14 protein-coding genes are annotated in these 15186 nt (G+C 64.3%); 5 read left to right on the top strand and 9 right to left on the bottom strand.

The genetic code is table 11. The annotated features are described in order from the left end of the window. Positions 1–100: 100 nt before the first annotated feature. From RKP46_RS16740 to RKP46_RS16730, 3 genes are read left to right on the top strand one after another with little or no spacing between them, the layout of a single operon-like run. A complete protein-coding gene (locus RKP46_RS16740; RefSeq protein ID WP_311107673.1) occupies positions 101–940 on the top strand; it encodes a DUF692 domain-containing protein in 840 nt (279 codons plus the stop codon). Further along, on the top strand, positions 937–1701 hold the full coding sequence (locus tag RKP46_RS16735; RefSeq protein ID WP_311107672.1) for a DNA-binding domain-containing protein: 765 nt from the start codon (positions 937–939) through the stop codon (positions 1699–1701). The genes RKP46_RS16740 and RKP46_RS16735 overlap by 4 nt, the downstream gene beginning before the upstream one ends. Continuing rightward, positions 1599–1925 (top strand): cysteine-rich CWC family protein, encoded by a 327-nt coding sequence (locus tag RKP46_RS16730; RefSeq protein WP_311107671.1) that lies wholly within the window; start codon positions 1599–1601, stop codon positions 1923–1925. Before RKP46_RS16735 ends, RKP46_RS16730 begins: the two co-directional genes overlap by 103 nt. Here the strand turns inward: RKP46_RS16730 and nudB are convergent. Genes nudB through RKP46_RS16700 form a run of 6 tightly spaced genes read right to left on the bottom strand, consistent with a single transcriptional unit; the run spans position 1891 to position 5917 of the window. Continuing rightward, positions 1891–2343, bottom strand: coding sequence for a dihydroneopterin triphosphate diphosphatase (gene nudB / locus RKP46_RS16725; protein ID WP_311107670.1), 453 nt, complete (start codon positions 2341–2343; stop codon positions 1891–1893). The two genes, RKP46_RS16730 and nudB, sit on opposite strands and share 35 nt — an antisense overlap. Beyond that, positions 2340–2783: a barstar family protein gene (locus RKP46_RS16720; protein WP_311107669.1), complete on the bottom strand. Its 444-nt coding sequence runs from the start codon at positions 2781–2783 to the stop codon at positions 2340–2342. The genes nudB and RKP46_RS16720 overlap by 4 nt, the downstream gene beginning before the upstream one ends. After that, positions 2780–3169, bottom strand: coding sequence for a ribonuclease domain-containing protein (locus tag RKP46_RS16715; protein ID WP_311107668.1), 390 nt, complete (start codon positions 3167–3169; stop codon positions 2780–2782). The genes RKP46_RS16720 and RKP46_RS16715 overlap by 4 nt, the downstream gene beginning before the upstream one ends. Before the next feature lie 6 nt (positions 3170–3175). Beyond that, positions 3176–4978, bottom strand: coding sequence for an aspartate--tRNA ligase (gene aspS, locus RKP46_RS16710; protein ID WP_311107667.1), 1803 nt, complete (start codon positions 4976–4978; stop codon positions 3176–3178). 22 nt (positions 4979–5000) lie between these two features. After that, positions 5001–5648, bottom strand: coding sequence for a DUF502 domain-containing protein (locus RKP46_RS16705; protein ID WP_311107666.1), 648 nt, complete (start codon positions 5646–5648; stop codon positions 5001–5003). Then, positions 5633–5917 carry an FmdB family zinc ribbon protein gene (locus RKP46_RS16700; RefSeq protein ID WP_311107665.1) on the bottom strand — a complete coding sequence of 95 codons (285 nt, stop codon included), beginning with the start codon at positions 5915–5917 and terminating at the stop codon, positions 5633–5635. The genes RKP46_RS16705 and RKP46_RS16700 overlap by 16 nt, the downstream gene beginning before the upstream one ends. A 688-nt stretch (positions 5918–6605) precedes the next feature. Here RKP46_RS16700 and RKP46_RS16695 point away from each other — a divergent pair. After that, positions 6606–7052, top strand: a complete 447-nt coding sequence (locus RKP46_RS16695) for a group 1 truncated hemoglobin (protein ID WP_311107664.1) — start codon at positions 6606–6608, stop codon at positions 7050–7052. A 202-nt stretch (positions 7053–7254) separates the two neighbouring features. Here the strand turns inward: RKP46_RS16695 and RKP46_RS16690 are convergent, their stop codons facing one another. Next, positions 7255–9600: a fatty acid cis/trans isomerase gene (locus tag RKP46_RS16690; protein WP_311107663.1), complete on the bottom strand. Its 2346-nt coding sequence runs from the start codon at positions 9598–9600 to the stop codon at positions 7255–7257. Positions 9601–10177: 577 nt separating this feature from the next. Here RKP46_RS16690 and RKP46_RS16685 point away from each other — a divergent pair. After that, on the top strand, positions 10178–10744 hold the full coding sequence (locus RKP46_RS16685) for a YSC84-related protein (RefSeq protein WP_311107662.1): 567 nt from the start codon (positions 10178–10180) through the stop codon (positions 10742–10744). On the opposite strand, the gene RKP46_RS16680 is transcribed toward RKP46_RS16685, so the two are convergent. Together RKP46_RS16680 and RKP46_RS16675 are read right to left on the bottom strand one after the other, a co-directional pair. Then, a complete protein-coding gene (locus RKP46_RS16680; RefSeq protein ID WP_311107661.1) occupies positions 10741–11868 on the bottom strand; it encodes an HD domain-containing phosphohydrolase in 1128 nt (375 codons plus the stop codon). The two genes, RKP46_RS16685 and RKP46_RS16680, sit on opposite strands and share 4 nt — an antisense overlap. 124 nt (positions 11869–11992) lie before the next feature. Continuing rightward, positions 11993–14947 (bottom strand): bacteriohemerythrin, encoded by a 2955-nt coding sequence (locus tag RKP46_RS16675; protein WP_311107660.1) that lies wholly within the window; start codon positions 14945–14947, stop codon positions 11993–11995. Between the last annotated feature and the right edge of the window lie 239 nt (positions 14948–15186).

Genomic DNA, 15186 nt, shown 5'->3' with positions numbered 1-15186 from the left:
CACGCCAGCACGTCAGGCTGGCGTGCGTCAGCCCACCATCGTCGCCCCTCGACACCCTGGGCGGCCATGGGGCTGCGTGGAAATTGGCGAGGAGCTTGTCTTGAGTGAAGCGATTGCCGGGTTCGGTCTCGGCCTGCGCAGCGCGCATTATGGTGATTTCATCGCTGCCAGGCAGCCGGTCGACTGGCTGGAGATCATCTCCGAGAACTATATGGTCGCGGGCGGCAAGCCGCTCCATTTCGTCGAGCAGATTCGGCGCGACTATCCGATGGTGATGCATGGTGTGTCGCTGTCGATCGGCAGCCTCGACCCACTCGATCCGGCTTACCTGGGACAACTCAAGGCGCTGATCGATCGACTGGAACCCGCCTGGGTATCCGATCACTTGTGCTGGACGGGGGTTGCCGGGGTGAACCTGCACGACCTCCTGCCGCTGCCTTACACGGCGGAGACGCTGCGTCACCTGACGGCACGTATCGATCAGGTGCAGGAGTTTCTTCGCTGCCAGCTCGTCCTGGAAAATGTTTCGAGCTACGTTTCCTTCCTTGCCGACGAGATGAGCGAATGGGAGTTCATCGCTCAACTGGTCGCGCGAACCGGTTGCGAGCTCCTGCTCGACATCAACAATGCCTATGTGAGCAGCGTCAATCACGGCTTCGACGCACGCACCTTCATCGATGCGATACCGCCGGCAGCCGTGCGTCAGATTCACCTGGCCGGGCACGAAACGCACCCCGACATCCTGATCGATACACACGATCAGCCGGTATGTCAGGCGGTCTGGGAGCTCTACGCCTACGCGCTGCAGCGGCTCGGAACGGTGCCGACGATGATCGAGCGCGACGACGATATTCCGCCGCTCGCGCTGCTGATCGGCGAGTTGGTGTGTGCGCGCGAGCTTGCCGAGCGCAGTCAGGGGCACGCGGAGCGGGTGCGATGAATTCGCTGGAGGCGATCGAAAACGGCTTGCAGGCTGCCATTCTGGTCGACGCTTCGGCGTCTGACCTGCTTGCCAACGCGGCGCAACGATCCGCGCGCGGCCTGGAGGTCTATCGTGTGGCCTACCGCGCCCGTCTGACAGCCGCTTTGCGCGACAACTTTCCGGTTCTGCTGCGCGCCCTGGGCGACGATGCCTTTGCCGCGCTGGCCAGCGCCTACATCGATGCTCACCCTTCGCGGCAGCGCTCGATCCGCTGGTTTGGCGATTCGCTGGTCGATTACCTGAGCCGCACCAGCGAACAACTACCGCATCCGGCGCTGGTCGACCTGGCGCGTATGGACTGGGCGATGCGGGCGGCTTTCGACGCTGCCGATGCGCCGTGCCTGACGCGCGACGAGCTCATCGCATTGGCGCCGGACGACTGGCCCGGCCGGCGCTATCGGCTGGTGCCATCGCTGCAGACGATCGACCTGCAGTGGCGCGTCGAACCCGTCTGGCATGCGCTCAACGACGATCCGGCAGCGCTCACCGAGGCGCCGCAGCGCCTGGCGCACACGCTGCTCGTCTGGCGCCGCAAGCTCGACTGCTTATGGCGTTCGGCGGATAATCGGGAAGGCGCTGCCTTGCGTGCCTTGGCCGACGGCGCCACGTTTGCCGAATGCTGTTCGCTGCTCGCCGAGGACGGCGACGCGGCGGCCGTGCAGGGCGTTGTCGCCGTTCTTGGGCGCTGGCTGGACGAGGGCCTGCTGGCCAGGGATTGAGCGCAAAGGAAAGGAATCAAGTCGTGTCGGAAGAAATATTGCGCAGCATCTGCAGCGCCTGCGGCGCATCCTTCGTGTGCGGCGCCGCCGCCGGTCTGGCGTCGTGCTGGTGCATGCAGCAACCGCCATTGGCGTTTACCCCGCTGCCCGGTGGCAGTTGTTACTGCCCGGACTGCTTGACCGAAAAAGCTAGCCAGGAGAACGTCGCCGCTCGTTCAGCATGAGAATGGCGTCACGGTTGCTCCACGAAAAGCACTTGGCGGCTGCTTCACGCTGCGCCAACCAGCAGTAGGCGAGATGCTCGTTGAGCGCCAGACGGATTGGCTGGACGACTGGCAACTCGAGCGAGAACACGTGCTCGGTATTGTGCGTCACACCCGGTGCATAGCGCTGCCGCCACTCGGCGAAGATTTCGTAGGTGTTGGTAAACTGCCAGTCGAGCAGGGCGGCCGGATCGGCTTCGATGCCGGTCTCCTCGGCAATCTCGCGCAGTGCCGTCTGGACCAGCGTTTCTCCGGCTTCCTGGCTGCCGGTCACCGATTGCCAATAGCCGGCGTGTGCCGCCCGCTCGAGCAGGAGAACCTGCAGGTCTGGCGTGTGAATGACGACGAGTACCGAAACTGGCCGTTTGTACGTCGTCACGTCAGCGTCGGAAGCGTCGCCAGCCCGTTGGTACGCAGATCGTAAAAGACCCACAGCGGGAAGCCTTGCTCGCGCCATTCGTCAATGGCCGCGTTGAACACCTGGTTGAGAGTATGAAACTTGTCGGGGTTCTCGCGCTGCAGCACTTCCGCGTGTGAAATGATCAGCACATAGCCAGCGGCTTCGCACCACGAGAAATCGGTCAGGCAGTCCTTCAGGGCGTCGAAGTTGTTGCCATACCATTCCGGAAAATCAAGGTCGCGCCCGAGTCCGGCAAGGACCGCATCGATCTGCGCCGAGTCGGCAAAACTGACTTCGAAGCAGACCATGCCGCCAGCTTCGGCGGCATGGCGTACCGCCGTCCGGCCGCTTTCGGGAAGGTGGAAAATGCCGGTTTGCCCGGCGTCTTCGAGCAGTTCTTGCAGCCTGGTATGTGTCATGGGCGTTCGCGTATGCGGCGGAAGCTGCGGTAGTGGTCATCGGTGTAGTAGTACTCGCCGCGTGCGATCTGGCCGGCAACGATCCGGCGAGCCCCGCGATCGCGCCGGCCGGGCGTAGGCACCGTGTATTCGCGGTAATAGCCACGCGCCTGCAGCGGAAGACGTCGCTCGAAGTTCCCGAAAATGCTGCCATCCTTGCGCGGGTAAGGAAATGGGCCACCCTGTTCGATCAGGCGCAAGGTGGCCTGCGCCTCGGCCGGCAAGTCGGCGAAGAGAACGCTTGGCAGCGAGTCCGCGCCGCGGGCGTACGCCGGCGAAGCGAGGGCGAACAGGCCGAGAAAAGCGGCGAGCAGTATGGAGCGACAGAAGGCGGCGACTTCCTGCATGGCGCTTCAGCTCCGGCCGACGTCGACTTGCGTTTCGATCTTCTGGCGCAGGCGAATATGCAGCTCGCGCAACTGTTTCTCGTCTACCGCGCTCGGCGCATCGGTCAACAGGCACTGCGCGCGTTGCGTCTTCGGGAAGGCGATCACGTCGCGAATCGACTCGGCACCGGCCATCATGGTGACAATCCGGTCAAGCCCGAAGGCCAGGCCGCCGTGTGGCGGAGCACCATACTTGAGGGCTTCGAGCAGGAAACCGAACTTGCTGCGCGCCTCCTCGTCGCCGATGCCGAGTGCCTTGAAAACACTCTCCTGGACGCTTGAACGATGAATGCGGACGGAACCGCCACCCAGTTCGCTGCCGTTCAGGGCGAGGTCGTAGGCCTTGGCCAGGCACTTGCCCGGATCGCTGTCGAGCAACTCCAGGTGTTCGTCCTTCGGGCTGGTAAATGGGTGGTGGCAGGCATTCCAGCGCTTTTCGTCTTCGTCGTATTCGAACATCGGGAAATCGACGATCCACACCGGCTCCCAGGCCCGCCCGTTGAGGAACGCTTTCTCGTGACCGATCTTGACGCGCAACGCGCCGAGGGCGTCGTTGACCACCTTGCGTTTGTCCGCACCGAAAAAGATCAGGTCCCCCGATTGCGCGCCAGTGCGCTCGAGGATCGCCTGCAGCGCAGTTGCATGCAAATTCTTGACGATCGGCGACTGCAGACCGTTTTCGTTTGGCTGCCTGACGTCGTTGACCTTGATGTAGGCCAGGCCGCGCGCACCGTAGATGCCGACGAACTGCGTATAGGCGTCGATCTCGCTGCGCGTCAGGCTGGCTCCGCCCGGCACTCGCAACGCGGCGACCCGCCCGCCCGCGCTGTTGGCCACGTTGGCGAACACCTTGAACGCGACGTCGCGCAGAACGTCGGTCACCTCAACCAATTCCAGCGTCACGCGCAGGTCGGGCTTGTCCGATCCGTAACGTGCCATTGCCTCATCGTAGCTCAAACGCGGGAAGGGATTCGGCAACTGCACAGCAATCACCTCGGCGAAGACCGAGCGCATCAGTTCCTCCATCAGCGCGATGATCTCGCCTTCGTGCATGAACGAGGTCTCGATATCCACCTGGGTAAACTCGGGTTGCCGGTCGGCGCGCAGATCTTCGTCGCGAAAACACTTGGTAATCTGATAGTAGCGGTCAAAGCCGGCGATCATCAGCAACTGCTTGAAGAGCTGCGGCGATTGTGGGAGGGCAAAGAAATACCCGGGATGCACGCGCGAGGGAACCAGGTAATCGCGCGCACCTTCCGGCGTGCTCTTCGTCAACATCGGCGTTTCGATGTCGATGAAACCGGCCTCGTCGAGAAAGCGGCGGAAAGCGCGTGCGGTACGGTAGCGCAACTGCAGATTGCGCTGCATCTGCAGTCGGCGCAGGTCGAGCACCCGGTGCAGCAGGCGCGTGTTCTCCGCCAGATTGTCCTCGTCGAGCTGGAAAGGCGGGGTCAGCGAGGGATTGAGCACCTCGATCTCGTGACAGAGAATCTCCACTTCGCCGCTCGCGATGTTGCGGTTCACCGTGCCTTCCGGGCGTGCGCGAACCTGGCCGACGACCTTCAGGCAGAACTCGCTGCGCACGACTTCCGCTGTCCTGAACATCTGCGGCCGATCCGGGTCGCAGACGATCTGAGCCAGACCTTCCCGGTCGCGCAAGTCAATGAAGATGACACCACCGTGGTCGCGCCGCCGGTGAGCCCAGCCGCAAAGCGTGATCTGTTGGCCGATCAGGCGGCCATTCACTTGTCCGCAATAATGAGTGCGCATACCTTTGTCCGCGGTAAGAAGGTCAGGCGACGGCGCTCCGTCGGCCGGGGCGATCGCCCGCCGGTGCTGGCGGCGGGGCGACGACGCCCATCGAAATGACGTACTTGAGTGCCGTATCGACGCTCATGTCGAGTTCAATCACATCCGCTTTGGCGATCATCAGGAAGAAGCCCGACGTCGGGTTGGGCGTCGTCGGCACGTAGACGCTGACGAAGTCGCCGTCGAGGTGTTGCAGGACATCGCTGCCCGGCTTGCCGGTGAGAAAGGCAATGGTCCACGCTCCGCGCCGTGGATACTCGATCAGCAACGCTTTGCGAAACGCGTTGCCGGACGACGAAAACAGCGTATCCGAAACCTGCTTGACGCTGGTGTAGATCGAATTGACGACGGGGATTCTGGCGAGCAGCCGCTCCCACCAGATGACCAGGCGTTGCCCGATAAAATTCGTCGCGAGCAGACCGGTGAGCACGATGATCAGCAGCGTGAGCACCGCGCCGACACCCGGCAGGTCGAAGCCGAGCAGATTTCGCGGGTGGATGGCTGCCGGCAGCAGGTGCAGCGACTGGTCCATCGTGCTGACGATCAGCACGAGCACCCAGGCGGTGATCGCCAGGGGAACCCAGATCAGCAACCCGGTAAGAAAGTAGCGCTTGATCAACTGGCCGTGCACGGGCCGCTTTCTGCTGTGCCGGCGCTTTCTGCGGCGGGTTGCTCAACTTTTTCCGGTTTCTCGGTGGCGGTCGGCGGTGGCTTGTTCCCGCCTTTGAAATCGGTGACGTACCAGCCGCTACCCTTCAACTGAAAACCGGCCGCGGTCACCTGCTTGCTGTAGGTCGCCTGGCCGCACTGCGGGCAGACACGCAACTCCGGGTCGTTAAGTTTCTGCAGGTGATCTTTCTCGCAGCCGCAGGCAGAACATCGATACGCGTATATCGGCATGGCCAAGCTTCAGACATTACGGGGAAAAGGCGGATTATACGCCACGCGCGCGCGGCCGACGCCACCAGCGACACCGGCCTGAGCCAGCGGCCAGTTGCGCTCAGCCCGACACTGCACACGCGATGCGCCATCGCGGTGCCGACCCTGGCCCGCCGATGACGGACAATCGGCTGATCCTGGCTGAAGGAATTCGGGATTCGCTCGGCGCCTCGCGCAGCAGCCCCGGCAAGATGCCACCTCAGTCTCGCGCAGCCGTCGGGAATAGCCACGCCCGCCGCGCAGTCCACCGCTGCCCGGCGGGCGATCACACTGCGTCCTGCGCGAGTCGTTTCACCGCCAACGCGCCGCATTTCGAACAAACCGGCCGCAAACATTGGCGCACTCCAGAAGACGGCGCACCGCGACATCCGTCAACACGGCGGTTGACCGGAAACTCTTGTCGGACGCGGGCGCCTTCCCCCGGCCTTGCTCGCCCGCGACGGCCATCGCGTGCGAGCAAGGCAAGCGCACGGCGCGGCTGCAAAGCCTGCCCGCCCGTGGGCTTCGCCCCCCGCCAGCCGAGCGTCGACAGCATCGCGCGCGCTTTTGCCGACCGTGTGCATCCAGGCGGGCCAGGCAAGCGTAGTTCTCAGCAGGTGGCGTCTTTCGGTTGCCGCCCGACTATGGACAACGAATGGAGGAATGCACGATGAAAAGCAGAAGAGGAAACGCGCTGGCACTACTCGTCGCAGCGTTGACGATCGGCCTGGCGGCGCCCGCCGCGAGCGAGGAAGCGACACTGTACAAGCGCCTGGGCGGCTACGACGCGCTCGCTGCGGTTACCGACGACTTTCTCGGCCGCCTGGTGCAGGACCCGAAGCTGGGCAGATTCTTCGTCGGCCACAGTAGCGCCTCGGTGGCGCGGATTCGTGGCGATGTGATCGACTTCCTCTGCGTGGTCAGCAAGGGTCCGTGCTCTTACCGTGGACGCGACATGAAGACCTCGCACAGCGGGCTGAAGATCACCGACGATGACTGGGAGATTTCGCTCAGGGCCTTGTCGGCGACGTTCGACCGCTTCAAGGTGCCGGCGGCCGAACGCGGCGAAGTGCTGCAGGCGATCTCCGGGCTGAAGAGCGATATCGTCGGCCGCTGAGTCGTCAACCGGAGAGGCGCGCGCGCCGGCGCCAGCCGTCCTGCCCTGGTCACACTTGAGCAGAGGGTACAAACGCTCGTCTGCTCGAGCGAAGCGTCGCCGCCAAGCGGGACGCCAAGCTGCGAGGTGCAGCAGATTCGCGCCTGCCGGCCAGTATTTCCCCTTGCTACCTGGCCGGCAGTGCGCTGGCGGTCGCCTGCCTTCAACGGTTCTCCAGCCGGCTGTAGTCGAGCAATCCACCGGCGATCGGCGCCAGGCGCAGGTGCTCGTCCTGCAGCGCATCGCTGATGCGCCAGAAATCGGCCTGTGTGCGGCGAACGGCGTAGCGGTCGGCCAGTGCGCGGTAGTCGTCCTCGCGGGCGAGCGTGCGCAGCGCCGCGGCCAGCGCGCCGATTTCCTTGCGCTGCACGCGGAAGATGGCGTTCGGATACGAGCCAAGGATGCCGGCGACGACGGTCAGCGTGTTTTCGTCCGGCTGCAGCTCGCGCCCTTCGCGCAGCAGGCTGGTCACATGGCGATGACCGGTATTGCGCAGCACGGTGAAGTAGCGCGTCACGTGCGCGGGATCGTCGACGCGCAGGATGAGCACTTCCGGCAACCATGACAGCGACGCGCCGCGCACGCCGGCGAGGGCGGCGAGAGCTTGGCGCAGACCGACATCGGGAACGCTCGCCAGATCGCGCTGGCCTTCGAGCACCGGCGCCAGCCGTTGGCGCAGCATGCCATGCAACTCGGCCAGCGGCGCCTGCGTCTGAAAGCGAATTCCGCTGTCGACCTCGAAACGCGCCAGGGTGCCGTAGACGTGCTCTTTCACCTCGTCGTCAGCGTCCCGGTACCAGTGGTCACGTACGGCTCGCCGACTTGTCAGTGGCAGGAAGACGAGCGCGTTGAACTCGGCCTCCATGCGCATGAAGTCCATGTACAGCCGCGACAGCGCCTGATGACCGACGTTGCCATACACGTCGAAACCGGCGACGAGCAGGTAGTGGATACGTTCGAGCAGCGGGTAGCTGAGCACCCAGACCGTTTTCGGTGGCTCGCCGAGCAGTCCTTTGCTGACCGAAGCGCTGTCGTAGTGACGAAAGACGGTCAGCGCAGCGTTCGGGTTGACGCCGTCGCCGTCCCAGATCCAGTCGAGGGCCGGGCGCCCATTCGCCTGCGCGTGTTCGCTCAGCGCCGCCGACTTGTGGCGCAGGTATTGCGCTTCGAGCCGCGCGTACTCGCGCCAGGGACCGATGATTCCGCTCGCGCTGCCGGCCTCCGCCGGCAGGCGGAGAAAAGCGGCTTCGCGGGCGAGAAAGTCATCACGCTGTTGCGGCAACCGCTGGTCGGCGAGAAAGAAAACCCAGAAACGGTCCTGGATCACGTCCAGTGCGACCTGCCCACGACAGACCGGACCCTTGATGAAGCCCATGATCGTGAACTCCGCTTCGTCGATCAGAAAGCGGTAGCGCGCGCTGACCGGCAGCGCACGAAAGGCGAGGAAGGGATTGGCGGCGACCACCGCATCGTACGAGGGTAGTTGGTCGACCACGTAATCCGGCGTGAGGAACCACGCGCGCCAGCGCGCCATGCGCTCGGCGCCCAGCGCGTAGGGCATGTGCGTCTTGTCGACGATCGTCTCCTGCTCGCGTTGCAGGCGGTAGTAGACGCGCTCGCCGCCCGGGTCGTCGTAAGGCCGGCGGGTGGCGATCGGCTCAGCCGCCACCCCGGGCGGCGTGCGCGAGCGGATCAGGCGGAAATAGTGGCGCTGCGCATCGTCGTCGAAGTAGAGGTGGGCGAGAAAGAGGTGTTCGTAGAGGTAGCGGCTGACCAGGCGCTGCTTGGCCGAATCGCCGTTGAAAAACGCCTCCCATTCGGCAAGCTGGCGCTCGACCTTGTCCGGCAGCGGCGGTAGTCCCTCGAAAGGCGCGCCGGCTTCCAGCCAGCGGCGGACCTGGTCCATTTCGCCCGCGCTCAGGCCGGGCAGGCCGAAAGGCATTCCCCACAAGGGATGCTCGTGCGCGAAGCGATCGAACTCGGCCAGTTGCGGGCAGCTCTGCGCACGATCAAGCGAGAAATCGAAAGTCGGCGGTAGGATCGCGACCTGCGGCAGTGGATGACGCTCCTTCAATTGCAGACTGCGATAGAGCACGCTGCCGGCGAGATTGAATTCGGCCGTCGCCTGGCGTTCGTTGAGTACCGGCGAAAAACCGAGCTGGCGCCACTCGGAAGCCTTGCCTGCGTCTTCGAAAAGCCGCGTCGGCGCTGCTTCGCCCAGGCGCGTCTCGTACACCCGCTGCTTGCTGCTGCCGCGCGCGATTCCTTCCCAGGCGCCGAGCTTCTGCTGACACGGCGCGTCGTAGCACGCATGGCAAAGCACGCAGCGCCGCTCGATAATCGGCTGCACATCGCGCCGGTAGGAAATCTCACCCGTGCTGGCAAGCGGCACGTCGTGACGCGTCGGGTCGGCCGCCCCGAACTGCTGGTCGAGCGCATCGCGCGAAAGCACTGCGCAGCCGGCGACGAGCAGCGCGCCGAGCAGTGCCACGATGCCCCGCGCGCTCATCGACCGGATCCCGGCACGCGGCGATAGCGCGCTGGGGTCGTGGTCGGATGCTCGGGAGGATCTGCGGCAGGAGCGGACGAAGGAGGCAGCATGGCAGTTCGACGGGCGGGAGGCAGGTGGGCGGGCGACCGACAGCCCTGGATGGCGCAGTGTCGACCGGGCGAAAGCCGGGCCGGCCGCGCGGTGCGTGCGCGAACCAGGCGCCAGATCGGCTGCACAGCGCGCTTCGATGGCCCGACTCGGCACGCCCGGACGCGGCCATTGTAAAGGATCGGCGCGCACACGGGCGCCCCTGGAAGCTGGCTCGACGACCGTCCAGGATCGATCGTTTCGAGCAGCCAGCTGGCAAAGAAACTGCCGAGAGCATTGACCGTGTTTCGCTGGGAAGCGGATACTATCTGGAAGTTCGACTACCGCGCAGAGCGGCCGCGGGAACCGCCACGCCGCGGGCGGGCAGCATGCCCGGGTTGTGGCCGTCCAGACGAGCGGCTGGCTCATGGCCGGGGCACGCGGTGAGGTTCACCCGACGAACGTATGCTGCCGTTTTCTTGACTGCTTTTGATGAAAGGATTCTTCCATGAGGCGTGCCCTGATTATCTGCCTTGCCGCACTGGCCCTCTTTGTCAACACGCCTTCCTTCGCCACCGAGTCCACGGTAGCGCAGGAACGCGCGGAAATCAGAAAGACCTCGCAGAGCATTCTGCGCCAACTCTACCGAAGCTCTCCGGCGGCAAAGAAGCGGATCGCGGCAAGTGCCGGCTATGCCACCTTCAGCAACTTCGGAATGAAGATTTTCCTTGCCGGCGGCGGCGCCGGCAGCGGGGTGGCAGTCAACAACCGCACACAGCGCGAAATCTTCATGAAGATGGTCGAGGTACAGGCCGGGTTCGGTATCGGCATCAAGAAGTTCTCGCTGGTCTTCGTCTTTGACAACGAAGATGCCCTGACGAACTTCGTCGACTCGGGCTGGGAATCGAGCGCGCAGGCGACTGCGGCGGCAACCGACGGTAAGCAGGGCGGCGCCTTCGAGGGCGCGGTGCTCGTGGCACCCGGTGTCCACGTGTACCAGATGACCGACAAGGGGCTTGCCCTCGATGCCACGCTGAAGGGAACGAAGTATTATCGGAACAACGACTTGAACTAGTCGGCTGGGGCCAGCGGGGAGGCCGCCAGCGGTTCTGCCGAGGCCGCAAGGCAGGGCGGCTGGGCCTGCGGCTCCCGGTGTTCGTTGCCAATAGCCAGGATTTCCGGCAGGTGCTCCTGAAAGCAGCGCACCACATCCGGATCGAAGTGGCTGCCGCTGCTGTCGATGACGTAGGCCACCGCCTCGTCGACCGACCACGCCCGCTTGTAGGATCGGTTCGAGCTTAGCGCGTCAAAGACGTCGGCGACGGCGACGATGCGCCCCGCCTCGGGGATGTCGCCACCCGCCAGGCCGGCCGGATAGCCGCTGCCATCCCACTTCTCGTGGTGGGTGAGCGCTATCGTTTGCGCCAGGCAGAGCAGTTCGGAGCGGTCGCCCGCCAACAGGCTGGCACCGATTTCCGGATGCGTCCGGATGATCGCCATTTCGTTCTCGTCCAGCCTGCCCGGCTTGAGCAGAACCGCATCGGGAATGCCGATCTTGCCGATGTCGTGCATCGGGCTGGCATTGAGCATCAGATCACAAGCCGCCTTGTCCCAGCCGAGGCGTTGCGCGAGAAGAGCGGAGTACTTGCTCATGCGCAGAATGTGGTAGCCGGTCTCGTTGTCGCGGTATTCGGCCGCACGGCCCAGGCGGCGCACGACCTGCAGGCGGGTCTGATTCAGCTCTTCCGTACGCTGGCGCACCATCTCTTCAAGCATGCCCTTCTGATCGTGCAGCATGCGGTGCGCCAGGTGAGCATCGAGCAGGTTATTGACCCGCATCATGAGTTCGGCCATGTCGAACGGCTTGCCAATGAAATCGCGTGCACCCGCAGCCAGCGCCTTGAGCAGCGTGTCGCGCCCATGCTGAGCCGTGAGAATGACGATCGGCGGGAGCAGCGGATCGGCCAGCGCCTGTAATTGGGCCATCACCTGATAGCCGTCGAGGTGTGGCATGTTGATGTCGAGCAGAATCAGGTCCGGGCGGTTGGCGCGATAGGCGTCGATGACTTGCCGCGCGTCCTGGAGGGGCACAAGATGCTCGTACTGGCGGCTCGCCAGCATCTTGGTCAGGAGCTTCAGATTCGCCGGCTCATCGTCGACCAAGAAAATGCACGCGTTCTTGCGCAGCGGGTCGTTCACACATCCTCCATTGTCGCCTCGGTCGTCGATGCAGCAGTCGGCAAGCCCCCGGCGCGCGAAGGAGCTCGCCTGACAACGATATCGCTGATCGTGTGGCCGATGTGCGCTGGCATTTCGATCGCGGCTACGGCTGATCCTGCAGCGCGTCCTCGACCACACGCAGGAAAGCGGTGACATCGATCGGCTTGATGATGTAGTCGCGAAAGCGGGCCGCCCGGCCACGCTCGATGTCACGGGCGAGTGCGTTGGCGGTGATCGCGATCACCGGCGTTCGCCTGGTGAGGGGTTCGTGGCGCAGGATGGCGAGCACCTGGTAGCCGTCCATTCCCGGCATGTTGATGTCGAGCAGAATGAGGTGCGGGCGGTGCGCCAGCGCCAGCTCGATTCCCAGGTGCGGTGCGTGCGCTGCCAGCAGGCGAAGATTGGTGCGCCGACCGAGTATCTGGGTCATCAGTTTCAGGTTCGACGGGTTGTCGTCGATGCACAGGACGCGCCGCTCGTCGCTCGCCGCCAAGGCCTGCGTCCGCGCGCCGAGGCTGACGTTGCTCGGGTCATCGTGCCGTGCGACGCCGGCACTGGGAAGATCGATCCAGAAGCGACTGCCAACGCCGAGTTCACTTTCGGCACCGATTTCGCCCCCCATCAGCTCAATCAGCCTCTGGGTGATCGTCAGCCCGATGCCGGTACCCTCGATCTCGCTTTGCTCGCCGACCAACCGGGTGAAGGGCTGAAAGACTGCGTTCAGGCGCTCGGCAGCAATACCGATGCCGGTGTCCGCGACACTGATGCTGATGCGCGGTCCACCATCGCTCTGGCGCGCCTGGGCGACGAGGTGAATCCTGCCCTGCTCGCGATTGTACTTGACGGCATTCGACAGCAGGTTGAGCAGCGCCTGCTTGAGGCGGACGCGATCGGCAGTCACCCAGGTACCGTCGGGAACGTCGGTGACCAGCACGATGCCGTAGGGCGCGGCGAGTGGCTCGACCAGGTGCCGACAGTCGTCGACGACGGCGGCAACGTTGGTGGCCTCGAGCGACAGTTCGATGCGCCCCGATTCGATCCGCGAAAGGTCGAGGACTTCGTTGATCAGATCTAGCAAGTGCCGACTCGCCTTGAGAATCTCTTGCACGCTGTCGCGCTGGTTGGCGTTCAGTTCGCCATCGTACTCGAGCATCTGGGCAAAACCGATGATCGCGTTCATGGGCGTGCGCAGTTCGTGGCTCATGCTCGACAGGAAGTCGGACTTGGCGCGATTGGCGGTTTCTGCCGCTTCCTTGGCCGCCGACAGCTCCAATGTGCGCTGCCCGACGAGAACCTCCAGGTGCGTGCGGTAGCGTTCAAGTTCTTCCTCCGCCGCCCTGCGTTCAGTAATGTCGGCGCCTGAGCTGAGCGTACCGACGATATGCCCGGCGTCGTCGATCAGCGGCGCCGTCTTCCAGCCAATCAAGCGCTGCGATCCGTCGCGACAAATCACCATATCCTCTCCGGCCAGGTTGGCCTTGAGTTCGCCAGCGATGACTCGCCGAAAGAGCGGCAAGCTGTGCTTTATTCCCTTGTCTTGTGGCAGGCAGGTGGTGAACCAGTATCGGCCGAGCAGCTCGTCACCGGTGTAGCCGAGCAACTCGCGCCCGGCACGGTTGATCATCGTGATCCGCCCCTCGGAATCGAGTGCGAGCATCAGGCTCTGCACCGTATCCAGGTAGAACTGTGCCAGGTCGCGCTGCTGCTGGACGAGCAGTTCCGCCGCCTTGCGCGCGGAGATGTCACGCAGCACGAGCAAGACGTGCAAACCACCGCCGGGCGGCTGTACGAAGGTCGTATGGACCTGCAGCGTCCGCCGCTCGCCACTGCCGCTACGTATCGTCCACTCCTCACCGCGCAGATGGTCACCGTAGCGCATGCGCTCAGCCCGCAGGCGAGCCTCCTCTCGCCTTGCTTCCTCAACCGGTAGCGCGCATTGCCAGCCCACTTCGTTGACGTCGCTCAGGCTGTATCCGGTGAGCTTCTGCATTGCCGGATTCCAGACCGTGAAGCGCACGTAGGGTGGCGTTGCGGTGTCATGGCAGACGCCGATGCCGTCGCCCATCGCCTCGACCAGACAGTTGGTGAACTCGGCCTGCCGCTTGAGTACCGATTCCATCTCAACGAGCGCGCTGACGTCGCGCGCCGAGTAGAAGTACAGCGTTTGACTCTCTATCGTCAGCGGCACGCCATTGACATCAACGTCGATCAGGCTGCCATCCTTGCGCCGATAGACGCTGCGCACGAGGCGGCGTTGCGTACTTGTGGCGTCCGGTCGCCACGCCGGTCTCCCTTCGTCAGGGACGTAGCGCGTGTCCCAGCGCGCGATGTTGCTCCCCAGGACTTCGGCGCGCGAGCAGCCGAGCATGGCGCAAAAGGAATCGCTCACCTCGACGATGTTGCCTCTACTGTCGAGGACATGCACGCCGTCGCTGGCCGAGCGGAGCAAGGCCTGGTTCTTCTCGCTTTCGCGCTTGAGCTCGGCCTGCGCACGGCGCAGCTCGGTGACCTCCGAGATCAGGTGCAGGGCATTGGTCGTCCGCGTCGCATTGAACGACGGGACGAGATCAGCCAACAGGCGCGATTCCTTGGCCATCCGCGCGCCCGCTTGCTGCCGAGCTTGCTCGCGGCCAAGACCCGCCCGCAGCGCAAGCACCACACCGGCCATGTAGCGGTCGCCCTTAAGGATGTGCGAGATCAGCCAGCTCGCCAGAAAGGCCAGCGTTCGCTCCGCCGCACGTGTCGTCGACGGCGAGCTCTGCTCCGCACGCAGGCGTTGCACCTGGTCGACGAAGCTTTCGTGCGCCTGCCGATGATTGGCTTCATCCTCGTCGCCAGCCAGGTACTCGTACCACACGCTTTCCTCTGTCTGGAAGTGGTAAACCGCATATCCGGCCAGTTCGTCGAACATCGCATCGAGTTGCGGCACGTCCGTCCGGAACGCGACGTGGCTGGCGAGCGCGTTGATCATCTGCACCAGGTGCCGGTGCTGCGCGTCGACCGCCGGCAGTCCACAGTCGAAGCTATCCTCCCAGGGTAGAAAATCGATTGAATGCATGACTTGGCGGCTCCGCAAACGTTGACAGGTACAGCCCGATGCCTGCATCGGATAACGGCAATGCACTCCTGAGCTTTAGTCTGGCGGCCGACGAGCTGCGACAGCGGCCGAGCGGCGTCCGAGTGAGGCTTCGCCGGTTGATCAGGGCCTCGCGCCGAGCCGGTTGCTGGGCAAGAATCCCCCTGTCCACGCCGCCAGTCGATCGGGCTGGCAGCGCCGCGTGCTGGCGCTGGCCGGAG

This window comes from Accumulibacter sp., assembly GCF_031732815.1.
Lineage (GTDB): Bacteria > Pseudomonadota > Gammaproteobacteria > Burkholderiales > Rhodocyclaceae > Accumulibacter.
Note: the sequence above shows the minus strand (reverse complement) of the source record. Positions and strands in the feature narration are given on the sequence as shown.